General features: G+C 67.6%; 25 protein-coding genes and 1 tRNA gene. 14 read left to right on the top strand and 12 right to left on the bottom strand.

Going from position 1 to position 22,660, the window contains the following annotated elements:
- Positions 1–29: 29 nt before the first annotated feature.
- On the bottom strand, positions 30–560 hold the full coding sequence (locus VJ162_RS13310; RefSeq protein ID WP_324664978.1) for a type IV pilin: 531 nt from the start codon (positions 558–560) through the stop codon (positions 30–32).
- 180 nt (positions 561–740) lie between these two features.
- Between VJ162_RS13310 and VJ162_RS13305 the strand changes: the two genes are divergently transcribed.
- On the top strand, positions 741–1,412 hold the full coding sequence (locus VJ162_RS13305; RefSeq protein ID WP_324664976.1) for a DUF4166 domain-containing protein: 672 nt from the start codon (positions 741–743) through the stop codon (positions 1,410–1,412).
- A gap of 43 nt (positions 1,413–1,455) precedes the next feature.
- On the opposite strand, the gene VJ162_RS13300 is transcribed toward VJ162_RS13305, so the two are convergent.
- Positions 1,456–1,857: a hypothetical protein gene (locus tag VJ162_RS13300; RefSeq protein ID WP_324664975.1), complete on the bottom strand. Its 402-nt coding sequence runs from the start codon at positions 1,855–1,857 to the stop codon at positions 1,456–1,458.
- Between the two features lie 136 nt (positions 1,858–1,993).
- Here VJ162_RS13300 and VJ162_RS13295 point away from each other — a divergent pair, with 136 nt between their 5' ends.
- The gene (locus VJ162_RS13295) at positions 1,994–3,169 is read left to right on the top strand and encodes an aspartate kinase (RefSeq protein ID WP_324664973.1); all 1,176 of its coding nucleotides are present in this window, start codon (positions 1,994–1,996) and stop codon (positions 3,167–3,169) included.
- Between the two features lie 271 nt (positions 3,170–3,440).
- Here the strand turns inward: VJ162_RS13295 and VJ162_RS13290 are convergent, their stop codons facing one another.
- From VJ162_RS13290 to VJ162_RS13280, 3 genes are read right to left on the bottom strand one after another with little or no spacing between them, the layout of a single operon-like run.
- Positions 3,441–3,773: a DMT family transporter gene (locus tag VJ162_RS13290; protein WP_324664972.1), complete on the bottom strand. Its 333-nt coding sequence runs from the start codon at positions 3,771–3,773 to the stop codon at positions 3,441–3,443.
- Between the two features lie 58 nt (positions 3,774–3,831).
- A complete protein-coding gene (locus VJ162_RS13285) occupies positions 3,832–4,527 on the bottom strand; it encodes a metallophosphoesterase family protein (protein ID WP_324664970.1) in 696 nt (231 codons plus the stop codon).
- A gap of 53 nt (positions 4,528–4,580) precedes the next feature.
- Complete coding sequence (locus VJ162_RS13280) at positions 4,581–5,189, bottom strand: IMP cyclohydrolase (protein ID WP_324664968.1); 609 nt, start codon at positions 5,187–5,189, stop codon at positions 4,581–4,583.
- Positions 5,190–5,277: 88 nt separating this feature from the next.
- Here VJ162_RS13280 and VJ162_RS13275 point away from each other — a divergent pair, with 88 nt between their 5' ends.
- From VJ162_RS13275 to VJ162_RS13265, 3 genes are all read left to right on the top strand, one after another.
- Positions 5,278–5,874: a homing endonuclease associated repeat-containing protein gene (locus tag VJ162_RS13275; protein WP_324664967.1), complete on the top strand. Its 597-nt coding sequence runs from the start codon at positions 5,278–5,280 to the stop codon at positions 5,872–5,874.
- Positions 5,875–5,964: 90 nt separating this feature from the next.
- Positions 5,965–6,037, top strand: a tRNA-Gln gene (locus VJ162_RS13270).
- A gap of 80 nt (positions 6,038–6,117) precedes the next feature.
- Positions 6,118–6,549 carry a universal stress protein gene (locus VJ162_RS13265; protein ID WP_324664965.1) on the top strand — a complete coding sequence of 144 codons (432 nt, stop codon included), beginning with the start codon at positions 6,118–6,120 and terminating at the stop codon, positions 6,547–6,549.
- A 6-nt stretch (positions 6,550–6,555) separates the two neighbouring features.
- Here the strand turns inward: VJ162_RS13265 and VJ162_RS13260 are convergent, their stop codons facing one another.
- Both VJ162_RS13260 and VJ162_RS13255 read right to left on the bottom strand, forming a co-directional pair.
- Positions 6,556–7,740 (bottom strand): inorganic phosphate transporter, encoded by a 1,185-nt coding sequence (locus VJ162_RS13260; RefSeq protein ID WP_324664964.1) that lies wholly within the window; start codon positions 7,738–7,740, stop codon positions 6,556–6,558.
- Between the two features lie 141 nt (positions 7,741–7,881).
- The gene (locus VJ162_RS13255; RefSeq protein WP_324664962.1) at positions 7,882–8,538 is read right to left on the bottom strand and encodes a lactate utilization protein; all 657 of its coding nucleotides are present in this window, start codon (positions 8,536–8,538) and stop codon (positions 7,882–7,884) included.
- 121 nt (positions 8,539–8,659) lie between these two features.
- Here VJ162_RS13255 and VJ162_RS13250 point away from each other — a divergent pair, with 121 nt between their 5' ends.
- The 3 genes from VJ162_RS13250 to leuS all read left to right on the top strand — a co-directional run bounded on the left by VJ162_RS13250 (position 8,660) and on the right by leuS (position 12,650).
- Entirely contained in the window at positions 8,660–9,004 is a 345-nt protein-coding gene (locus tag VJ162_RS13250) for an ArsR/SmtB family transcription factor (protein WP_324664960.1), read from the top strand.
- Complete coding sequence (gene arsM / locus VJ162_RS13245) at positions 8,997–9,833, top strand: arsenite methyltransferase (protein WP_324664959.1); 837 nt, start codon at positions 8,997–8,999, stop codon at positions 9,831–9,833. Before VJ162_RS13250 ends, arsM begins: the two co-directional genes overlap by 8 nt.
- A 75-nt stretch (positions 9,834–9,908) precedes the next feature.
- On the top strand, positions 9,909–12,650 hold the full coding sequence (gene leuS / locus VJ162_RS13240) for a leucine--tRNA ligase (RefSeq protein ID WP_324664958.1): 2,742 nt from the start codon (positions 9,909–9,911) through the stop codon (positions 12,648–12,650).
- Between the two features lie 58 nt (positions 12,651–12,708).
- On the opposite strand, the gene VJ162_RS13235 is transcribed toward leuS, so the two are convergent.
- Positions 12,709–13,536, bottom strand: a complete 828-nt coding sequence (locus VJ162_RS13235) for a hypothetical protein (protein WP_324664957.1) — start codon at positions 13,534–13,536, stop codon at positions 12,709–12,711.
- A gap of 209 nt (positions 13,537–13,745) precedes the next feature.
- On the opposite strand from VJ162_RS13235, the gene hisB reads away from it, so the two are divergent.
- Genes hisB through VJ162_RS13215 form a run of 4 tightly spaced genes read left to right on the top strand, consistent with a single transcriptional unit; the run spans position 13,746 to position 15,813 of the window.
- Positions 13,746–14,333 (top strand): imidazoleglycerol-phosphate dehydratase HisB, encoded by a 588-nt coding sequence (gene hisB / locus VJ162_RS13230; RefSeq protein WP_324664955.1) that lies wholly within the window; start codon positions 13,746–13,748, stop codon positions 14,331–14,333.
- A complete protein-coding gene (locus VJ162_RS13225; protein WP_324664953.1) occupies positions 14,334–14,837 on the top strand; it encodes an amino acid-binding protein in 504 nt (167 codons plus the stop codon).
- Complete coding sequence (locus VJ162_RS13220; RefSeq protein ID WP_324664952.1) at positions 14,837–15,181, top strand: 2Fe-2S iron-sulfur cluster-binding protein; 345 nt, start codon at positions 14,837–14,839, stop codon at positions 15,179–15,181. Before VJ162_RS13225 ends, VJ162_RS13220 begins: the two co-directional genes overlap by 1 nt.
- A 32-nt stretch (positions 15,182–15,213) precedes the next feature.
- The gene (locus VJ162_RS13215; RefSeq protein ID WP_324664951.1) at positions 15,214–15,813 is read left to right on the top strand and encodes an IMPACT family protein; all 600 of its coding nucleotides are present in this window, start codon (positions 15,214–15,216) and stop codon (positions 15,811–15,813) included.
- A 237-nt stretch (positions 15,814–16,050) separates the two neighbouring features.
- Here the strand turns inward: VJ162_RS13215 and upp are convergent, their stop codons facing one another.
- The gene (gene upp / locus VJ162_RS13210) at positions 16,051–16,728 is read right to left on the bottom strand and encodes a uracil phosphoribosyltransferase (protein WP_324664949.1); all 678 of its coding nucleotides are present in this window, start codon (positions 16,726–16,728) and stop codon (positions 16,051–16,053) included.
- A 53-nt stretch (positions 16,729–16,781) separates the two neighbouring features.
- Positions 16,782–17,474 (bottom strand): type 1 glutamine amidotransferase domain-containing protein, encoded by a 693-nt coding sequence (locus VJ162_RS13205; protein WP_324664947.1) that lies wholly within the window; start codon positions 17,472–17,474, stop codon positions 16,782–16,784.
- Between the two features lie 155 nt (positions 17,475–17,629).
- On the opposite strand from VJ162_RS13205, the gene VJ162_RS13200 reads away from it, so the two are divergent.
- Positions 17,630–18,340 carry a DUF5828 family protein gene (locus VJ162_RS13200; protein WP_324664945.1) on the top strand — a complete coding sequence of 237 codons (711 nt, stop codon included), beginning with the start codon at positions 17,630–17,632 and terminating at the stop codon, positions 18,338–18,340.
- Positions 18,341–18,485: 145 nt separating this feature from the next.
- Here VJ162_RS13200 and VJ162_RS13195 read toward each other — a convergent pair whose 3' ends face one another.
- Positions 18,486–19,730 (bottom strand): inorganic phosphate transporter, encoded by a 1,245-nt coding sequence (locus VJ162_RS13195; RefSeq protein WP_324664943.1) that lies wholly within the window; start codon positions 19,728–19,730, stop codon positions 18,486–18,488.
- Between the two features lie 291 nt (positions 19,731–20,021).
- On the opposite strand from VJ162_RS13195, the gene VJ162_RS13190 reads away from it, so the two are divergent.
- Positions 20,022–21,221 carry an inorganic phosphate transporter gene (locus VJ162_RS13190; RefSeq protein ID WP_324664941.1) on the top strand — a complete coding sequence of 400 codons (1,200 nt, stop codon included), beginning with the start codon at positions 20,022–20,024 and terminating at the stop codon, positions 21,219–21,221.
- A gap of 54 nt (positions 21,222–21,275) precedes the next feature.
- Here the strand turns inward: VJ162_RS13190 and VJ162_RS13185 are convergent, their stop codons facing one another.
- On the bottom strand, positions 21,276–22,649 hold the full coding sequence (locus VJ162_RS13185) for a hemolysin family protein (protein ID WP_324664939.1): 1,374 nt from the start codon (positions 22,647–22,649) through the stop codon (positions 21,276–21,278).
- Positions 22,650–22,660: the final 11 nt, after the last annotated feature.

The raw sequence follows: 22,660 nt of genomic DNA, 5'->3' as shown, positions 1-22,660 counted from the left end.
GCTATCGGCCGGTAACGACCCCGAACCGATCAGCCCCTGACGGTAAACTCGCTGATCTTGTAGGAGTGTTCGCCCTCCGGCTGGCCGGGATTGATCCCTTCGACAGTCTCACTCGTCCAGTAGATCGTGATCCTGACCCCGTCGACGCCGTCCACCGGGTCGATGTACACTGTTTCGCCGGCGTCCCAGGTCTCCCCGATGCCGACCTGTGGCGAATTGTCGCCGCTGGACTCGGTGAACGTCTCCAGCTCCGACGCGTGCTCCTCCAGTGCCGGTGTGTCACTCCCCGGGGCTCCGCCGATGTCGATATCCTTCGACCCGACCACGTAGAGTTTCTCCGTCGCTATCGCGTCACCGGCAGTGAGCGTAATCGCGATGGTCCGCTCGTCGCCGTCGGCGACGAGTTCGTAGTCGGTCTCGGCCGTCGGCGCCGGGGACGACACGCCCGAGCCGATATCGAACACGAAGACCGTCATCGTCGCGGCGACGACCACCACTACGCCGACCATCAGCAAGACTCCGATGAGCGACGCCATACCCCGTGCTGTCCCCTGTCCCATTACCCTTCATGGTAACTCGTAGATATATCGGAAAATAGCTTTCGCCGGCTGGGTCCCACTGTGACGGACTCCCACACAGTTTTATTCGCTCTCCGACTGAAACCAACACGGTATGGAGGCCCCCGCTTTCCGTCCGTCCCGCACAGCGCCGATGACCCTCGCTCGCACCCGGGGCGACGTATGACCGGCGTCTACGAGCGGGCGCTGGGCGAGGCGGCCGACGACCTCCATCCGAAGGTCCGGGAACGCTACGCCCTCGGTCCCGGGGACGGCGTCACCGTCGGCCGCGGTCGGATGGACATCTCCCGCGGGGTCCACACGCTCCCCGCGCTGTACGCGATGACGACGCGTGACATGCTGTTTCCGGAGGCCGGCCACGATGTCCGCTTTGCCGTGACCACCGTCGGCTACGAACTCGGCGGGAACGAGGCTATGACGACCCGCCGGGTGTTTAATTTCGACGGCACCCGCCGCCGCTTTGACTCCGTGACGGTGTGGGACGAGCAGAACAAGCGGCTGCTGGACTATTTAGGTCGGGGCGGGCTCGTCGCCACCGAACTCCACCCCCGCGTCGAGGACGGCGCGCTGGTCGTCGAGGCCGGCCGGCAGTGGCTCCACCGGACGGGTCGGTACGTCGCCCTCCCTGATGCGTTGGCCGCGGGCGTCGAGGTCCGGGACCGCTACGACGAGGCCGGCGAGCGCTACCACGTGCTGGCGACTGTCGAGAACCCGCTTGCGGGCCACATCCTCAGCTACCGGGGGACGTTTACCCAGGCCAGCGAGGCCCGCGGCGATCGCGACATCGAGCGGTTCAAACCGATGGCCACGCTCCCCAAGCTCCCGCCGGTGTGAGGTTACTACAGCAGGGAGCTACCGCTACCGACCCGGTTTCGCACTACTGTTCGGCGGCCTCGGGCTCTAACCGATACCGGACCGTCGACTCCCCCGCGAACTTCGGCCCCGACCCCGAATCGGTAAAGCCGGTGGCTTCGACGGCGGCCTCGACCTCGGACTCGTCGGCCGGGACGAGCAACTCGACGGCCATGCGTTCCCGCTGAGCGAAGGTTATCGGCTCTTTCAGCAAGCGCTCACAGACCTCCGTCGAGCCGGCGAGCTGTGTCACGTGGACCGTCCCCTGTTTGGCGTCGTAGCTGACAAACCCCACTACGTCCTCCTCGCTCTCGGTCGCCACCCGGACCGTCCGGTCGTGGACGAGGTTGCGCATCACGTCGGGCGGGCTGTCCGCGAGTTCGGCGAGACGCCCGGCGTCGGCCTCGACGGCGTCGCGTATCTCCATGCCCGACACTGTGTGCCCCACGCAAATAAACGGTGTGTCGACCGCTCCCACGCCGACCGGTGGCAGGGAAGATGAACACAGTTATCCCGAGCGACGGCAAACCCGCGTGCATGACTCACGGACACAGGGTGGTCGAATGCGCGTAATCGCGAAGTTCGGCGGTACCAGTCTGGGAAGCGGCGACCGAATCAACCGAGCCGCGGACTCCATCGCGACCGCGGTACAGCAGGGCCACGAGGTCGGCGTCGTCGCCTCGGCGATGGGCAACATGACCGACGAGTTGCTCGACGGCATCGAGTACGACGCCGCCGACGAGGACCGCGCCGAGATCGTCTCCATGGGCGAGCGCATCTCCGTCCGGATGCTCAAGGGCGCGCTGAACGCCCGCGGCATCGACGCCGTCTTCCTCGAACCCGGCAGCGAGGACTGGCCCATCATCACCGACGAGTACGGCGAGGTCGACGTCGAGGAGACCAAACAGCGCGCCCACGCGCTGGCGGGCCAGATGAAAGACGTCGTCCCGATAATCACCGGGTTCCTCGCCGAGGACCACGAGGGCAACATCACGACGCTGGGTCGGGGCGGCTCCGACACCACCGCCGTGATGCTCGGCAACTACATGGACGCCGACGAGGTCGTCATCGTCACCGACGTCGAGGGCGTCATGACTGGCGACCCCCGCGTCGTCGAGGGCGCCCGCAACGTCGGCAAGATAAGCGTCGACGAACTCCGTTCGCTCTCCTTCCGCGGGGCCGAAGTCGTCGCCCCCTCCGCACTCTCGTATAAGGACGCCAAGCTCGGGGTCCGCGTCGCCCACTACCAGCACGGCGACCTGCTGACCGGTGGCACCTCCATCGAGGGTGAGTTCGAGAACCTCATCGACCTCCACGAGGGGCCCGTCGCGTGTGTCACCGTCGCCGGCCGCGCTATCCGCAACAGCCCCGGTATCCTCGCGGACCTGGCCTCCGCCATCGGCGACGCCGGTATCAACATCGACGCCAACTCCTCGGGCATGGACTCGCTTACCTTCTACGTCGCCGAGGACGACGCCGACGAGGTCGAGGCGCTGCTCCACGACCGCATCGTCGACGATGACACCCTCTCCTCTGTCACCGTCGAGGACGGCATCGCCGTCATCCGCGTCACCGGCGGCGACCCGAGCGAGCACGCGCTGCCGTACCGGGTCATCGAACCGCTCGCCGACGCCCACATCCACATCTATGACGTGGTTACCTCCGCGACGTCCGTCTCCGTGTTCGTCCCGTGGGACGACCGCGAGCAGGCCCTGCAGCTGGTCCAGGGCGTCTTTTAAACCCACTTTTTGCACGCTCCGGCGGTCGAGCGCGACTGCGCTCGACACGCCTCCGCGGCAAAAACTTGGGGAAAAATCGCGACTTCGCCTCCTGCCGCACGCCGGAGGCGTGCGTTAGTCGGCTCGTCGCGGTGGAACCGGCTCGCTTCGCTCGCCGGATGCTTACTGCGTATAAACTGTTTGTGTCTACTGGGACACAGCCTGCCCTTCCCCGTCTTCGCTCGGGACTGGCGACGCCAGTCCACTCGCTCACGGCCACAACGCTCCGGGTTCAGTGGACGGACATCTCCGAGACGACGTTGATGCAGTAGACGCCGGCGACGATGAGCGCGACGCCGACGGCGCCGGCCGGGTCGAGCTGTTCGCCGAAGGCGACGATCCCGATGGCCGTCACGCCGACGATGCCCAGCGCGGCCCACGTCCCGTAGACGAGGCCGAGCGGCAGCTCTTCGAGGGTCAGCGAGACGAGATAGAAGGCCAGCCCGTAGCCGACGAGGACACCGAGCGTGGGGAGCGGCTTCGAGAACCCATCGGAGAGTTTCAGGGCGGTGGTCCCGACCAGTTCAGACAGTATTCCGGCCGCGAGGAGGGCGTAGGGATTCATCCGTCAACCGGGTGGTGTTTCGGCCGCGGTACAAAGCTGTGCGGGTTCCGCCGGCTCGCTACCGCCCCTGCGTCAGCCGGAAGCCGATCTCCCGGGGGAGGCCGGCATCCTCGACGGCGTCGATGACTGCCGTCGTGTCGTAGTCGACGCGGTGTTCGTCGACGGTCCGTTCGTCGAGGTCGACGACGGCGTAGGCCGCGCGGTGGTTCCCGTCGCGGGGCTGGCCGACGCTGCCGGGGTTGCAGACGATACCCTCGCCGTACACCTCGTGGTGCTGGTGGTGCGTGTGGCCCATGATCAGCAGCTCCTCGCCGTCCAGCAGTTCGGGGCTGAACTCCTCGGGGTAGGTGTAGTGGTCAGGGTCCTTCGGGTGGCCGTGGACGATTTTCACGCGGTCGTCGAACAGCAGCCGTTCGTCGGGAAGCCCTGCGAGCCAGTCGAACTGGTCGTCGTCGAGCTGTCCCTTGGCGTGTTCGACGCCGGCCTGGGCCATCCCGTTGAACGTGAACGGGGTCTCGCCGGCCACTGCCCGGTCGTGGTTGCCCATCACCGTCGGGATGGGGACGGTCGGCCAGGGCCCCTCGGCCAGCGCCGCGGGCTCGCCCCGCATCGCGTCGACGCAGTCCGCGTGCCACGGGTTATACCCCACGACGTCGCCGGCACAGACGAGGTTGTCGACCTCGGGCATATCGGCGAGCACCTCCCGGAGGGCGACGCGGTTGCCGTGGATGTCGGAGATGACGCCAACTTTCATGCCGTGGTACTACTGCGCCGGGGGTCTTGAGTGTCCGCCATCGTTCGGGGGACCTACGCTCCGTTGTACACCGAGAGGTCGAACTCGCCCGACTCGCCCGCGACGCCGGCCGAACAGACGGCGTGCTCGAACTCGTGGTCGTACACCTCGCGGGCGGCCGCGTCGGCGCTTTCGGCCCCGAGGTCGAAGACCGTCGGGCTGTCCTCCTCGTAGGTCGCCACGAGCGTCGGCTCGGTGACCTCTTCGACGACGAGAGCGTCCCGGCGGACGGTGCCGATGACCGCGCCCGGCCCGTCGGCCCGCGTCGTCGGGTCCGCGGCGTCGACACCGACGATGCCCGCGATGCGTGGCGTGTCGTAGTCGTCCTTCTCGAAGTCCAGCGCGAGCAGCGCCTCGGCGATAGCGTCCCGCGCGGGGTAGCCCAGTTCGAGCTTCTCCGCGATGGGGTCGACGTGGGAGCCGTTGCCCACGACCGCGCCCCGGTCGGTGAGCCGGACGCCGTTGTAGGAGATGTAGGGGTTGTCCGTCTCGGGGGCGTCCGGCGTCGGCTCGACGGTGACGGTGCCGTCACGCTGTACTGCCTGGCGGTTCGGGAACGAGCGCGAGGAGACACGGTACGCGCCGACCGTTGGGCCGACGACGACGAAGCGTCCGACGTACATACAGGTCTCTCGCGCCCAGCGTGGCAAAGCCGTGTCGATGTGTGACAGCTCCGAACGTTGAAAAACCGGTACGCGACCAGGCCTCGCCATGGCGAGCGAGGACGACTGTATCGAGGCGTTGCGGGAAGCTGCCGACCGACTCGGCGAGTCGCCGACCAAAGCCGCCTACGAGGAACTCGGGCTGACGCCCGCTTCGGCGACTATCCAGCGCGTGATGGTCGGCTGGAACGAGGCGAAGGAAGCGGCCGGGCTGGCGACGAACGCCTCGACCGGAACGCGTGTCGAGCCGAAACCCGACGACGTTGACCTGCTCGATGGCCTGGAGTGGGCCGAACTCAGCCAGGACCAGCGCTGGCACTACCGGAGTCGGGAGCGGAACCGAGAGCGGACACTGAACCGACGTGCAAGGAATCGTGCGTGGGTATATGAACAAAAACGACGGAGTGGCGGGTGTGTCCGCTGTGATGAGACCGACCCGGCCTGTCTCGACTATCACCACCGGGAGGGATCCGACAAGGAAATGACCATCTGTGAGATGGTCACCCACGGCTACTCGAAGGATAAACTCCGCGCGGAGATGGCCAAATGTGAGCTTCTCTGTACCAACTGCCACAGGCGGGAACACTACACACGCCCCGACTACGCTCGGACCGCCGATGAGAAAGTGGGGGATGCCGACGAATGACATAATCCCGCCACTCCGCAACACTGAAATACGACACACCGGTAAGATAGGATACGCGTCGCCAACCGCGGCCGGCGGCAAAAATGTCAGAGTTCCATGGGGTAGCGGCCAATCCTGAAGCCTTCTGGGGGCTTCGACCCAGGTTCGAATCCTGGTGGAACTACTCTTTCAGTCGTAACAAATTGGGGAGTGTCATCCCTACTCAGCCGCCCCTTACTTGCCACTGCACGACTCACTAGGCCCATGCCGCCTGACCACGTCCTCGTCCCGCTCGACGGCTCGCCGCTTTCCGACGACGCGCTCGAACACGCCTTGGAGACGTTCGACTGTCGGGTCACGGTGTTGAACGTCGTCGCGCCGCTGGACACGTCGATGAGCGAGGGCGGCGTGCTGGCGCCGGGCAAGGACCGCCGGGTGGAGGCGAAAGCGCGGGCCGACCGGCTCGTCGCGCGGGCCCGCGACCAGGCCACAGCGGCCGACCGGACCGTCGAGACGGCGGTCGAGACGGGCGACCCGGCCGACGCCATCCTCGGCTTTGTCGACGGCCACGATGTCGACCACGTGGTCATGGGGGGCCACGGCGGGGGCCGGAGCAGTGTCGCCCGGCGGTTGCTCGGGACGGTGGCGACGGCCGTCGTCGGCGAGGCGTCGGTGACGGTGACGGTCGTCCGGTAGCGGTAGTCAGGCGAGGACGAGCGCCAGCGCCCGGTAGAGCGCGAAGCCGACGACGACGGAGGTGACGAGCGTGACGAGCCAGAAGCCGACGGTGACCCCTATTTTCCGCCGGGAGACGCCCGCAGAGCCCCCTGCCAGGCCGCCGCCGATGACGCCGGAGATGATGATGTTGTTAAAGGAGATGGGGATACCCAGCGCGATGGCCGTCTGAGCGATGATGAAGCCGGGGACCAGGGCGGCGATGGAGCGCCGGACGCCGAGCTGGGCGTACTCGCGTGCGGTGGCCTGGAGGAGGCGGGGCGCGCCCATCCACGCGCCGCCCAGAATCCCGACCGCACCGAGGCCGAGCAGGAGGATACCCGGTATCCCCAGCTCCGCCGTGTAGAGGTTCTCCAGCGGGCCGGTCGCGAGCCCGACCTGGCTCCCGCCACTGGAGAAGGCGACGACGCTGCCAAGCGCCACGAGGAAGGTCCTGATACCCTCGTCGACGGAGGCCTGTGTCTTCCGCCGGATGTAGGCAAAACTCATCGCCGCCACCAGCAGCGTTGCGACGACGGCCACGCCGGGGGCCGGGACGAGCATGGCGGCGAAGCCGGCAAGCGAGTTCTGAGTCGCGCCCGGCGGTGCGGGGACGATGCTCAGCTGGACGTTCGCGACGATGGCGCCGACGACCGCCGCCAGCAGCGGCACCCCGACGGTCTCGGGAATGTCGTCCCGTCGCAGGATGGTCGCGGTGAGGTACGCAAGCCCGCCCGAGACCGGCGGCACGAGCGCCCAGAAGGTAACGATGCGCTGGTACGTCCCGAAGACGGGCGCACCGCCCAGCGAGAGCCCGACACCGACCATGGCGCCGGTCGTCGCGAACGCGGCCGGGACGGGGTAGCCACTGTAGATGCCAAAACCCATGAACAGCGTCGCGGTCAGCAGGCCCGCGGTGGCCGCCAGCGACGTTATCTGGACGCCGTCGATGAGCCCTGCCCCGACCGTCTCGGAGATGGCCCCGCCCTGGGTCAGCGCCCCCAGCGCGGCGAGGATACCGATGAGAAACGCCGCTCGCATCGTCGAGATGGCGTTGGCGCCGATAGCGGGCGCGAACGGCGGCGAGTTGCTGTTTGCCCCCAGCGTCCAGGCGGTCACGAGGCCGGTCAGCGTGGCGACGGCCACCAGCGCCCAGAAGAGAACGTCTACCACTGGGTACCACTCTCCCAGCGTGCTGGCGCCGTCATTGGTCGCAGTTCACGCGCTGGCCCGATAAGCGTTCGCGCCCAGTTTCGTGTCGATAGCAACGGCGGCTGCGAGACAGAACGGGCCGCTACCTACGGAACGTCCCGTCTAGTAGCCAAGCGACTCCCGGACCAGCACCAGTGTCGTCCGGCCTTCTTCGGCTTCTTGCCGGTAGATGAGCTGCTTGCCGATCATGCTCCCGGCGCCGTAGGCGTCCTGTGCGCGGGCGTTCTCCAGCGGATAGGCTACCTTCTCCAGTCGGTCGAGCGCGGCGTCGAGGTTGTCGACGATCTTGTTGGTGCCGGCGACGAGCAGGAGGTTTGCGGCGGCGAAGGGGTAGGCCCCGACGCGGCTGCCCGAGGCGTCGGCGGCGACGAGTTCGCCGCTGGCGGCGATGGCGTTGACGCTCCCGACGAAGTAGTCGCTGGCCTGGGCCTCCCGGCGGGCGCGCTGGCGCTCGGCGTCGTCGTCGATGCCGTACACCTCGGCGTGGCGGTTGTCCCAGTCGTGGTCGCCCTCCATGAGGTGGTCCATGAAGCCGATCTCTTCGAGCGTCGTCGAGTGGCCGTCCATCACGCCGGCGCCGGCCGGAATCTGCGAGTTAACCTCCGCCAGCGCGGCGTCGGCGTCCTCGACGACGACCACGTCGAAGCCGCTCGCTTCGAGGTTCTCGACGGCGGCGTCGAGCTCCTCGTCCGTGGGGTGGGTGTCAAGCGATTCGTCGTAGTCGACGGTCTCGGCGTAGCCGTCCTTGTTTGATGCCATACGGGTCCATCGCAGCCACCACGCAAAAACGCTCCCGGACACGGCTGTTACCCGGTAACACCGGTATCACCGCCGACGGAACACTCATATGCATATATGCTCATATATCAAATCAAGGTAGATGGCACAGAACCAACGGACCGACGACCGGGACTGCTGTGAACCGCTGGCCCACGACATCGACGACGAGCAACTCGCCGCCGACGTGCGCCTGCTCTCCGGCGCCGCCAACGACACCAGATACGAACTGCTCCGGTTGCTGTCGGCCGCCGACGGCGCCGTCTGCGCGTGTGAGTTGCCCGAGGCCGTCGGGCTGAGCCAGAGCGCCGTGAGCCACGCGCTCTCGACGCTGTTCGACGCCGGCCTCGTCAGCCGCGAGAAGGACGGTCGCTGGCGCTACTACGACCTGACGCCGGCTGCACAGTCGCTGCTGAACACCCTCGACACACTCCACACCGATGACTGACACGCCCACCGTGACCGACAGAACCGACGGCGACCAGCGCCGCATCGTTCGCGAGCGCTACGCGGATATCGCCACCGACAGCGACGGCTGCTGTGCCCCCGAACCCGACGACGACAGTGGGTGCTGTGACGGAACGGACAGCACCACCGGAGACGCCGACGTGACGGCGCGCGAACTCGGCTACGATGACGACGCTATCGACGCCGTCGCCGGCGAGGCCAACCTCGGGCTGGGCTGTGGGAACCCGCAGGCTATCGCCGACCTCGACGCCGGCGAGACAGTGCTGGACCTCGGGTCCGGCGCCGGCTTCGACTGCTTTCTCGCGGCCGACGCCGTCGGGCCCGAGGGTCGTGTCGTCGGCGTCGACATGACGCCCGAGATGGTGGAGAAGGCGCGGACGAACGCCGGAGCGAACGACGCCGCCAACGTCGAGTTTCGCCTCGGTGAAATCGAACATCTGCCCGTCACCGACGCCAGCGTCGACGCGGTCATCTCGAACTGCGTCGTCAACCTCTCGCCGGACAAACCGCAGGTGTTCCGCGAGGCGTTCAGGGCGCTCCGTCCCGGCGGTCGACTCGCCATCTCGGACGTGGTCCAGACGGCCGATTTCCCGCCCGAGGTGACGCGTGATCCCGGCTCGCTGGCCGCGTGTGTGGCCGGCGCGGCGACCGTCGACGCGCTCGAACGGATGCTCGTCGACGCCGGCTTCGAGGCCGTCGACATCGCGCCCAAAGACGACAGCGAGACGTTCATCCGCGAGTGGGCCGACGACTACGACCCCAGCGACTACCTCGTCTCGGCGACCATCGAGGCCCGGAAACCCGAGTGACCGGGACGCCGGGGCCGTCCTGACGGGGCGTGAGCCGAACACTCATGTGGGGCGGCGACCCACTCCCACTATCGAATGTCGCGCCGCTACGACCACGCACGGGTCCAGGAGTACTGGCAACACGTCTGGGAGCGGGAGGGGGTCTACGAGACGCCCGAGACGGGCTCGGACGCGTCAGCGAGCGATGACCCGACCTACGTTCTGGGGATGTTCCCCTACACCTCGGGCTCGCTGCATATGGGCCACATCCGAAACTACGCAATCACTGATGCTCACGCCCGCTACCGTCGGATGGCGGGCGACGACGTGCTCCACCCGATGGGGTGGGACGCCTTTGGCCTTCCCGCCGAGAACGCGGCCTACGAGCGCGATACGGACCCCGAGGCGTGGACCCGCGCCTGCATCGAGCGGATGCGCGATGACTTAGCGGAGATGGGCTTTGGCTACGACTGGTCCCGCGAGATAACGACCTGTGACCCCGACTACTACCGCTGGAACCAGTGGCTGTTCACCCGCTTCCACGAGGAGGGCCTCGTCGAGTACGACTCGGCGACGGTCAACTGGTGTCCGGACTGCGAGACCGTCCTCGCGGACGCGCAGGTCGAGACCGAGGAGGTGGCCGCCCACGCCCACGCGGCCGGCGGCGTCTGCTGGCGCTGTGGCACGCCGGTCACCCAGCGTGACCTCGACCAGTGGTTCTTCACCATCACCGACTACGCCGACGAGCTCTACGACGGGCTGGACGACCTCGACGGGTGGCCCGAGGGGGTCAGGGACAGCCAGCGCAACTGGATCGGCCGTCAGGAGGGCGCCCGCGTCGCCTTCGACGTGGGCGAGTACGGCGAGGTGTCGGCCTTTACGACGCGACTGGACACCGTCTACGGCGCGACCTACCTCGCGCTCGCGCCGGGCCACGACCTCGTGAGCGAGCTGGCCGAGACCGACGACGACGTGGCGGCCTATCTGGAGGAGGTCGCCAGCACCGACGACGCCGGGCTCTCCGGTATCGAGACGGACCTGACCGCGACCCACCCCTTCACCGGCGCGGAGATTCCCGTCTACGTCGCCGCCTACGTGCTAGACGACGTGGGCACCGGCGCGGTGATGGGCGTGCCCGCCCACAACGACCGGGACCACGCCTTCGCCGACCGACACGACCTGCCCGTCTCGCAGGTCGTCGAGCCCGTCGACGGCAGCGGGACCAACCTGCCGGACGACCCCTACACCGAGGACGGCATGCTCACGTCGAGTGGCGAGTACGACGGGCTGGCCAGTACCGCCGCCCGCGACCGGCTGCTCGACCACGACGGGGTCGAGGAAGCGACCACCTACCGGCTGCGCGACTGGCTCATCTCCCGGCAGCGCTACTGGGGGACGCCCATCCCCATCGTCCACTGTGACGACTGCGGGGCCGTGCCGGTCCCCGACGAGGACCTCCCCGTCGAGCTGCCGGAGTACGTCCAGACGACCGGGAACCCGCTGGACGCCGCCGAGGACTGGAAGCAGACGACCTGCCCGGCGTGTGGCGGCGACGCCACCCGCGAGACGGACACGATGGACACCTTCGTCGATTCGTCGTGGTACTTCCTGCGATTCCTCTCGCCCCAGTTCGAGGACGCCCCATTCGACCAGGAAGTCGCCGACGAGTGGCTCCCCGTCGACGTCTACGTCGGCGGCGAGGAACACGCCGTCTTGCACCTGCTTTACATCCGCTTTTTCGCGCGGGCGCTCGCCGACCTGGGGCTGTTGGACCGGCGCGAACCGGTCGAGCGGCTCATAAACCAGGGGACGGTGCTTCACAGCGGCAAGAAGATGTCAAAGTCCGCGGGCAACGCCGTCGCGCCCCACGAGTACGGCGCCGAGACCACCCGGCTGTTCGTCCTCTCGGCCGCCCACCCCGCCCAGGACTTCGAGTGGACGGTCAAGGACGTCTCGACGGCCTACGAGTTCCAGCAGGACGTCTACGGGATGGTCGCCGAGTTCGCCGAGGGGCGCGAGCGCCGCCGCCGCTCGCAGGAGACCGCGCCCGTCCGCACCGAGAGCGAGCCCCACGACGCCTATCTCGAACGGGAGATCGACCGCACTATCGCCGCCGTCACCGAGGAGTACGACCGCTTCCGATACCACCGCGTCGTCGGCGAACTCCAGCGGTTTGCCCGTCTGTTGCGCCGGTACGCCGAGTACGAGCCCCCCTACCTGTTCGCCTACGGCCGCGGTCTGCGGACCCTGACGAAGCTGCTCGCGCCCATCGCCCCCTATCTGGCCGAGGAGCTGTGGCACCTGCTGGACGAAGAGGGACTGGTCGCCGAGGCCGACTGGCCCGAGCCGCTCCGGGACGTCGCCGACCACCGCATCGAGCGCGGGCTCGTCCGGACGACGCTCGCCGACGTGCGCGACATCACCGACGTCGTCGACATCTCGGACCCCGAGCACATCGAGCTCGCCGTCGCTGCCGAGTGGAAGTACGAGGCCTACCGTATCGCACAGCGGGCCGACCCCGAGGACAGAGTCGGACGTAGTCCGACAAGCAGTCGGATAGCGGAGCTATCCGACGACGCCATCGTCGGCGAGATTATGAGCGACGAGGCGATGCAGGAACGGGGCGATGCCGCCGCCGACTACGCCGCCGACCTCGCCGACCGGAGCGAGGGGCTCGAACCCATCGTCGACGGCGAGCGGGAACTCGACGTGCTACAGCAGGCCGTCTGGCTCTTCGAGGACGAGTTCGGCGCCGAGGTGACGGTGCGGCGGGCGACCGGGGACGACGACCTGGCGGCGAAGGCCAAGCCGAACAAGCCCGCCATTCACATCTCCTGAGCTCTTGGTGTTCCGTGGCCCGGCCGCCCTCGTCCGGTCTTGCTGTCGTGGCCGCCCGCTACAGCCCGATCCGCTCGAGGCCGTCGTGAAAGGCGAGCCAGACGGCGGCGGCGACGGCGAGAAGCGTGCCCGCTCCGGCCACCGGTCGCAACAGCAGCCCACCCGCCACGAGTTCGGTGCCGACGAACAGGGCGTACAGGACCGTCGCCGTCACCTGCACGCCGACGACGGCGCCCGCCGCTTTCACGGTCCGCCACTTCAACCGGGGGCCGGTGACCAGCAAGACCCCGAGCAGGAACGCCGCCTCGAACGCCAGTTCCAGGGGGACCCGCTCGGGCGGGACGCCGACGCCCGTGGTAAAACTGGCCCCGAACCCCGCCGTCGCTGCGGACCGTACCTGCTCGTGGAGGACGCCGGTCAGTAGCTGTCCGCCGGTCCCGAGTACTGCGGCGGCCGTCGCGGCGAAGAGGCCACGTTGGAGGGGCAGGCCGGGGGTCAGCCGCGCGTCCGCACCGATCGCCGCGATGGGGTGGGAGACGCCCTCGGCGACCCGCTCGGCGCCGCCGTGGTAGGCGAGCCACACCGCCGCCACCACCGCGAGATACGCGGCCACGTCGCCCAGCGGGACAACCGCTGTCGCGACTGTCGCCTCGGCGCCCAGTACCCGCGTCGGCACCCAGGCGAACAGCAGCCCCGCGGCGTAGATAATGATAGCCCCGCTCAGGGCGCTCTCCCCGCTCGGCTCGGCGAGGTACCGGAGCACGACCGCCAGATACGGTATGTACCACAACACTCCCGTAACCCAGGTTCCGAGGACGGCGAGGGTGACCCCCGCGGCCCCGCCGTCGCCCGGCACCACGAACTCGCTCGGCCCGAGCGACGCCACGCCGGTGTAGACGACGCTGTAGGCGGCGGTGACAGACAGGGCGGGAGGGCGGCGGCGACCAGGAGGCGCCGGTCGCTCACGGAGTCTCGTGGCACCATCTTGCTACAATATTTCCCGCAACTACATCCGTAATTTGCCGCGCGCCGAATATAGCTTGTGACTCTCTGTGGGACACAATCCCCAAATAGCCCGCCCGCGCAACTCCGGGTATGACCGACCGCACGGCGGCCGTCACCCGGGCGACGGCCGAGACGGACATCGAGGTGACGCTGGATATCGACGGCGACGGCGACTCGACTATCGACACCGGTATCGGCTTTTTCGACCACATGCTGGATTCGTTCTCGACGCACGGCCTGTTCGACCTCACCGTCCACTGTGACGGCGACCTGGACATCGACGACCACCACACCGTCGAGGACGTGGCCATCACGCTGGGGGAGGCCGTCGAGGAGGCCCTGGGCGAGAAACGCGGCATCGTCCGCTTCGCCGACCGGAAGGTGCCCCTGGACGAGGCCGTCGCCAGCGTGGTCGTCGACATCTCCGGGCGGCCGTACTACGAGTTCGAGGGGGCGTTCTCCCAGGCCGAGGTCGGCGGGATGACCAGCCACATGGCGAAACACTTCGGGCGCTCGCTGGCGATGAATGCCGGGCTGACGCTGCACTGTGGCGTCTCCGGCGAGAACGCCCACCACGAGATAGAGGCGCTGTTCAAGGGGCTCGCGCGGGCACTGGACGACGCGACCCGCATCGACGAACGGCGCAGCGACGTGGCCAGCACGAAAGGCGAGCTGTAGATGTTCGACGAGATCATGGAGAAGTTCGAGGACTCCCCGGGCCAGCAGGCCGTCATCCGCCTGCTGCTGGAACGGGGGTTCTCGGTCAACGCGGACGGGCGGGTCGTCTCGGGCGGCATCGAGATTCCCAACACGGGTATCGCCCGCGAGGCCGGCGTCGACCGGCGGGTCGTCAACGCCACGACCGACGCCATCCTCGCCGACGACGAACTGCGGCGCATCTTCCGTAACATCTCCGCCGTGCCCAGTCTGCTCGACCTGGCGCCCGTCCTGGACCTCGCCGCCGCCACCATCTCCGTGCGGGCGGCCGACGAGTCTGGCATCGTCTCGCGGGTGACGGCGGCCATCGCCGAGCGGGACATCTCCATCCGGCAGGTGCTCAGCGAGGACCCGGAGTTCACCGACGACCCCCGGCTCTATGTCATCACCGACGAACCGCTGCCCGGCGACCTCATCAACGAACTGCGCGAGATGACGTTCGTCCGGACTATCGAACTGGCGTGATGTCCCACCCAGTCACCATCACCGTCGAAACGCCCGACGGTGCGGTCGAGGACCTGACGGCGCCCGAGGGGGCCGTCCTCCGTGATGTCCTTCTGGACGCCGACATCACTCCACACGGCCGCTACGCTGAATCGCTCAACTGCGGCGGCCGCGGGCTCTGTGCGACCTGTGGCGTCCGGCTGGCCGAGCCGCCCGACCCCGACCACTGGCACGACGACCTCGCCGACCGCTTTGGCTACCCGCGGCTGTCCTGTCAGCTCCGGGTTCGCGACGGGATGTCCGTCCAGATGCTCGACAAGCGGGTGTGGGGGAGTCGGGAGCGCGACGGGAGCGCCCAACGGTAAGGGCTATTCGCCCGCCGGGCCTAGTCGTCGGTGTGACAGAGCGCTTCCGGACCGTCGCCGAGCGCGCCGCCGCCAGTTTCGAGGTGCAGGGCTCTGAGTTCATCGGCCACGTCGCGCCCGTGGAGACGGTCGATGCGGCCGAGGCGTTCGTCGGCGATATCCGCGACCAGTACGCCGACGCGACCCACAACGTCCCCGCCTACCGGGTGCGGGCCTCCCCGTTCCGGGAGTATTCGAGCGACGACGCCGAACCCAGCGGCAGCGCGGGCAAGCCGGCCCTGAACGTGCTCCAGCAACGCGACATCGAGAACGTCGCCGCCGTCGTCACCCGCTACTACGGCGGGACGAACCTCGGCGTCGGCGGGCTCGCCCGCGCGTACTCGCGAGCGGTCAAGGAGGGGGTCGACGCCGCCGGCGTCGTCGAGTCGGTCCCCCACGAGCGCTTTGTGATTACGGTCGACTACGACGACTCGGGCAGCGTCCGGGGGCTGCTGGAGTCGGCCGACGTGGACTTTACCGCCGACTACGAGGCCGAGGTGACCTTCGACGTCCGCGTGCCGGCGGCCGAGGGAAGCGAGCTCCGGGACCGCGTCCGCAGCGCGACGAGCGGCCGGGCCGACATCGACCAGTGACTGCGGCCGATGCGGGACGTGTCTCACGGAAATCTATTTCAAGTGGAGTACAATCACGTCGCTTTCTGTCGGTTTCCAGCGGAAGTAAGGGGGTTAGATGGCCGGCGAAACGACGCGGTGTCTTCTGTAGTCCGACCCGTCTAAAAGACGTTTCGACTCGTCCCGCCATACGGGCTACCGCCGCGCTGTCCCGGGCCGGGCCGTTTCTAACCCGGCAATGGGCTCTGACAGCTCGTCTCAGGTCGTCCGGAACGCCCGGTCGCCGGCGTCGCCAAGCCCCGGGACGATGAAGCCGTCCTCGTTCAGTTCGTCGTCGATGGCGACGGTCAGCAGGTCCACGTCAGGGAACGCCTCCGAGATACGCACGATGCCGGGCGGGGCCGCGACGGCCGAGAGGGCAATCAGATGCTCGGGGCCGGCCCCCTGGTCGGTGATATAGGAGAGCACGGCGGACATCGTCGACCCCGTTGCCAGCATCGGGTCGGCGACGATGACGGTGTCTTCGGGGTCGATGTCGGGCAGTTTGACGTAGTCGACAGAGATGGGGAACTCGCCGTCGTCGTCCATCCCCGCGGACTCGTCCCGGCTCGCCGAGATGACGCCCTGGCGGGCGCGAGGGAACGCCTTCAGAAGCCCCTCGACGAACGGTGTCGCCGCCCGGAGGACATTGACGATGACCACGTCGTCCAGCCCGGTTACCCGTTCACCCATCGTCGTGGTCAGGGGCGTCTCTATCTCGGTGTACTCGGTCTCCATGCGTCCGTCGATTATCTCGTAGCCACAGAGCCGTCCCAGCCGGACGAGCCCCTTCCGGAACTCGACCTGTTCGGTCTCCTTCTCGCGCAGGCGGGAGAGTTCGTCCTGTGCGAGCGCGTGTGTGACTATCGAGGCGTCACCGCGCTGTTCGAGTGCCATACAGTCGCCTCGGCAGGTGGGAAGTAAACGTTGACGACAGCGCCGCGACCGCCTCAGGCGGGCTGTTCGATGCCCAGCTCCTCCAGCAGCGTCCGCGCCGCTTCGGCCGAGGAGGGCGGGCCACGCGCCGTGATGAGGTCGCCGTCGACCGTGACGCTGGTGTCGTCGTCCAGTTCGGCGTCCCAGTCGCCGCCGGCGGTGATGACCTCGTCTTCGACCCAATAGGGGAGTTTGCGGCCGTCGGGCATCACGCCGTTGTCGTCGACGATACCCTCCTCCCACTCGTTGGGGAAGCCGGTGACGGCGCGCCCGTCGACGAGGAAGTCGCCGGTGCTCTCTCTGGTAAAGGCCAGGATACCGACGGCGTGACAGACGACCAGGGCTTTGCCGTCCTCGTGTGCCACGGCGTCCCGCAGCAGCCGGCGGGCGTCCCGGTCCTGGTTGACGTCCCACGCGGTGCCGTGGCCGCCCGGGAAGACGACGGCGTCGTAGTCGATGGCGTCGACCTGTGCGACCGGGGACGGGTCGTTCAGCCGCTCGTCGCTCTCGTGGACCTCCATCACGTGTTCGGCCGTCTCCTCGCCGACCTCTTCGGGGTCGACGGAGCGCTCGTCGATGACCGGCGGTGAGCCACTCGGCGTCGCGACCTCGATGTCGACGCCCGCGTCGGTAAGTGTCGTGAGCGGTTCGATACACTCCTCGCCCCAGTACCCCTCTTCGCTGACTACGAATAGTGCGGATGCCATCGCTGAGGCGTAGGCGGCGAAGACGGATAAGGGGAACACCAGCGGCTGGGCCGCTTGGCCGCCGGCACACTGTCGGCCACGCTCGGCGGAAACGCTTAACCAGTCCCAGCGCCAACTACCGGCCACACGGTACCACACTGTCCGGACTTTCTACAATGGCAGATATCGAAGAGAGCGTCTCAGGATTCAAGACACAGGGCGGCTGGGTCGACGTCGTCGAGCACGGCGAACGCATCACACAGGCACTGAAAGAGCTGTTCGAGGACGAGTCCGTCGAGACCGACGTCGACGACGAGGCCCTCGATGAGTTCGACGAGTGGCGGCCAAAGAGCCACGAGCGGCTCGACGAGGACGTAAACGAGAAGACGGCCGAACAGGCCAGCGTCTCCGAGGGGAAGGGCGAACAGGCGGGCAAGGGTCCCGACGAGGACCTCCAGACGGCCGGCGAGAAACTGACAGAGTCCTACGAGAACCTCGATGAACCCGACGAGGCTATCGACAAGTGGGGCGAGTCGGTCGACTACGTCGCCCGCGCGGCCGACTCCGCGGGCCGGAAGGCGCTGCGCAAGGTCGAGGACACCGTCTACCGCAACGTGATGACACAGATCGCGCCCTACTACTTCGACAACCCGCTCGTGAGCGCGAACCTCCGCCGCATCGGCGACGAGGAGTCCCCCGAATACGTCTTCGAGGTCAACGTCAACGACGACGACCTGAAGGTGCGCGTCTCGAACCGACTGGCCGACTACGACTCCGACGTGGACCGGTGGCACGTCGACACCGAGAAGGTGACCGAGGCGGTCGAAGCCGCCGAGGGCGTCGAGGCGGTCGAACCGGGCGAGGAGACGGACGCCAAATCGAACTAAGGCGGCTTCCATGCCGCCGGCATCGGTTTGGTGTCCGAGAAGCGAAGTCGAACTAAGCTCGCCGCCGTGCGAGCGGCGTCGGCTTCCAGCATCGTAGACGCCAAATCGAACTAAGCTCGCTGCCGTCGGTTTGTCGACCTGTCTGTCACAGCAGGAATACGAACACCGGGTACGAGGCGGCAATCGCCAGCGACGGCGTCAACACCCACATCAACACGATTCGCTTGGCCGCCGCCGGGTCGAAGAGGCTCCGCTCGTCGAGGTCCGCCGGTCCCTCCGCGCCGACGTCCGGGACCGCCGGCGTCTCGTCCGGCTTCTCGGGCGGTTGCTCGTGTCGGGCGATGTCCCCGATCGTCGGGCCAGCGGGAGCGTCCTCTGCCCGCGACGTGACCAGTGCGCCGGTCGTCACGTCTAACCCCGGCCCCTCAGGTGCCGGCGTCGCTAGCTCGGCCAGTGTCGCCGCCCGGCTTGCCCGGCCCCAGCCGAGCCCGATGATCGTCGATGTCGTGCTGACCGCCAGACTCGCCGGGATTCCGAGATACGAGAGCACGGTGATGACCGTCCCACCGACCACGGAGACTATCAGTGACGCGAGAATCGGCAGCTCCGTGATGTCGTCCCCGACCGTCTCCAGCGTGCGCCGGGCGATTGTGAAACTGCCCAACCCGAAGGCCGCCACCGCGAGCAGGACGCCCTGATCGACGGTGAGCGACCCTCCCGCGCCGACCAGCGGGGCGACGGCGTTTGCCGCGTTCGACGCCCCCGCCGAAAACGCCATGTAACAGCCGATGACGACCACCGACAGGGAGCCGACTGTGTCCTGCAGCGACGCGTTCTGATTTATGTACGGCCGGGGCACAACGCCCGACCGGTCGAGCTGGATGAAGTGGATACTGAACGTCGTGAACGCGATATAGCGGTCGAGATACGGGTAGAGATAGCGGCCGACCACGACCCCGATGACCAGACACACAAGCGGGGCGACGATCCAGGCCGAGACGATGACGAACATCAGCGCCTGATTGAGGGTGCCCGAGGCGAGCCCGAGTCCGACGATGGCACCAACAGCGGTCATCGAGGTCGAGGCCGGAACGCCGTAGAGATTCGACACCAGCAGCGACCCACCGGTGAAAAACAGCACGGCGACACTTGCTATGGGCGTAAACTGCGCCGCCGGGACGATACTGCTGCTCATCGTCGAGATGACGTTCCGACCGACGGTCCAGGCTCCGAGAAAGCCAAAGCCGACAAACAAGGCCCCAGCAGTCGTCTTCCGGACCAGGCGTGAGCCGACGGCCGGACCGAACGCGACCCCCGTCGATGACCCGCCGATATTGAACCCGACAAAGACAGCGACAGCGACGCCGACGACGGTCAGAAGTTCCACCATCGTAGTTGCGTCAACATTACCGGACTCGGGGTTATAACTTCTGACACCCCTCGAACGACAGGCGGTCCCGGTTTGGCGCTGTCCCGTCCACACTGACGCCGGGCAGCAACGGGTCGCCAGCCCCACGCTGGGACACCGTCGTCGCGTCAACCCGGGCGTGGCGAGACATCGGCCGACTGGTACCGCTCTCTGCCTGTGGCGTGTCACTCTGTTTCATGCCCCCCTCGTTTCGGGTGGAGATCACGCGGGGAACGGTAGGCTCATGGGTGGGTAGGGCAAACGCCGGTGTAGATGGTAGCGACGAGTGTACTGGTGACGCTCATCGTGGCGTCGGTGGCGAGTCTGTTCATGGCGTGGGCGATCGGGGCCGGCTCCTCGGGCTCGACACCTTTCGCGCCGGCGGTCGGAGCCAACGCGATATCCGTGATGCGGGCGGGCTTTCTGGTCGGCATCCTCGGACTGGCCGGCGCGGTGTTGCAGGGCGCGAACGTCACCGAGACCGTCGGTGGCGGTCTCGTCCTCTTCCCGGACGGCGGCGGCCTCTCCGCGATAGCGGCCATCGTCGCGCTCGTGACCGCGGCGCTGCTGGTGGCCTTTGGCATCTTCACCGGCTACCCCATCGCGACGGCCTTTACCGTCACCGGCGCCGTCGTCGGCGTCGGGCTGGCGATGGGCGGCCAGCCGGCGACCGCGAAGTACATCGAAATCGTCTCCCTGTGGGTCGCGGTGCCCTTCGTCGGCGGTGGCATCGCCTACGCGACGGCCTCGCTGTTGCGCAACGAGTCGGTCCCCGAAGACGTGGTGGTCCCGCTGCTTGGCGGGCTCGTCGCCGCGCTGCTTGCGAACGTCCGCTTTGTCCTGCTCGCGCCGGGCTCCGGGCAGGCCTCCGTCGCGCGAGCGGTCGGTCGGTCGATCGGCACGCCGATGCTGCCGACGATAGCCGCCGTCACGCTCCTTGCGGCGTTACTCGGCGGCGGACTGCTCTACCGGGACGTGCGAGCGGACACCGAGGCCGGCCAGCGCCACTTCCTGCTCGTGCTCGGGGGGCTGGTCGCGTTCTCGGCCGGCGGGAGTCAGGTCGGGCTCGCGCTTGGCCCGCTGCTCCCCTTGCTTGACTCGGGGCCAGCGTCGGTCATCCCCATCACCGGCGTCCTGCTCTTCGGTGGGCTCGGGCTGCTCATCGGCTCCTGGACCGGCGCCCCGCGGATGATAAAGGCCATCGCACAGGACTACTCCTCGCTCGGCCCCCGGCGCTCTATCGCCGCGCTCATCCCGAGTTTCCTCATCGCCCAGACGGCGGTCTTCTTCGGGTTGCCCGTTTCGTTCAACGAGATAATCGTCTCGGCCATCGTCGGCTCCGGCGCCGCGGCCGGCGACGGCGAAGTCAGCCGCGGGAAGATGGGCAAGACGGTGCTGGCGTGGCTGGGCTCGCTCGTGCTCGCCTTCGCGCTCTCGTATGGCGTCTTCTTCGCCGTCGACACCCTAGCGTAGCGCCTCCGAGAGGCAGCTGCTAGGTCTCGTCCCATCTCAGCGGTCGGCCTATCGCTATTCGACCTGCGCTTCCTCGGCCTCGTCCCCGCCGGTGTCGAGCTTGACGATGCGGGCTTTCATGATGCGGGTGTTCTCGACCTGTTCGATGCGTATCTCGACACCCTCGAAGGTGATGGTCTCGCCCTCCTCGACGAGCCGGCCCGCGCGGTTGAAGATGAAGCCGGCGATGGTCTCGAACTCTTCGCCCTCGGGGAGCTCAAGCTCCAGTGCCTCGTTTACCTCCTCGATGTTGACCTCGCCTTTGACCGTGACGGTGTCGTCGCCGATGTACTCGATTGGCTCTTCCTCCTCGCCTTCGAGTATCTCGCCGACGATCTCCTCGGTCAGATCTTCCATCGTCACGAGCCCCTCCGTGGTGCCGAACTCGTCGATGACGATGACCATATGCAGGCGTTCGGCCCGCATCTCGGTCAGCAGGTCGTCGACGTTCTTGGACTCGGGGACGTGTAAGGTCGGCTCGATGAGGTCTTCGAGGACGATGTCGTCGGCGAAGGCCTCGCCGTAGTCTAAGTCCCGGACGAGGTCGCGGATGTGGACGACGCCGATGACGTTGTCCAGACTCCCCTCGTAGACGGGCAGGCGGGCGTGGCCGCTCTGGATGGCCGTTTCGAGGGCCTCCCGGATGGAGTCGTCCTTGGCGACGGCGGTCATGTCCAGGCGCGGGGTCATCACTTCCTTGGCGATGGTGTCGTTGAACCGCAGCGTCCGCTGGAGCATCTCCCGTTCCTCCTCGTCTAAGACGCCCTCCCGCTCGCCCGTCTCGATTATGTCCTGTATCTCCTCGCGGGTGACGTAGGAGGTCTCGATTGCCGACCGGCCGCCGGTTATCTTGTTGACGATGCGGGTCAGGTAGTCGAAAAAGAGGATGAGCGGAAGCAGGACCTTCTCGGACACTTTCAGCGGTTTCGAGATGCGAAGCGCCCACGATTCGGTGTTCTCGACGGCGTAGCTCTTGGGGGCGCTCTCGCCAAAGAGCAGGACGATGGCGGTGACGCCGAAGGTCGCCGCGAGCACGGCCTGTCCCCGCGAGAGGTAAAAGCCAAGCAGTCCCGTCGCGATGGAGGACATCGCGATGTTGACGAGGTTGTTCCCGACCAGGATGGTCACGAGCAACCGGTGTGGGTCGGCCTTGAGCGCCTTGAGCGTCCGCGCACCGGGGACGCCGTCCTCGACCAGCGCCTCGGTCCGGTGGGCCGGCAGGGAGAACATCGCTATCTCCGAGGAGGAGAAAAACGCCGACAGGACGATGAGGAGGAGTATCGTGCCGATGCCGCCGACGAGGACGGCGCTCTCGGGGACGGTGACGCCGACGACGTCGAACGTCTGGAGCGGCACCGCTGACAACGTGACCGCCGTGGGTGAGGCCATCAACAGTCCGA

It is taken from the genome of Haloarcula sediminis, from assembly GCF_035656455.1.
Lineage (GTDB): Archaea > Halobacteriota > Halobacteria > Halobacteriales > Haloarculaceae > Haloarcula > Haloarcula sediminis.
Note: the sequence above shows the minus strand (reverse complement) of the source record. Positions and strands in the feature narration are given on the sequence as shown.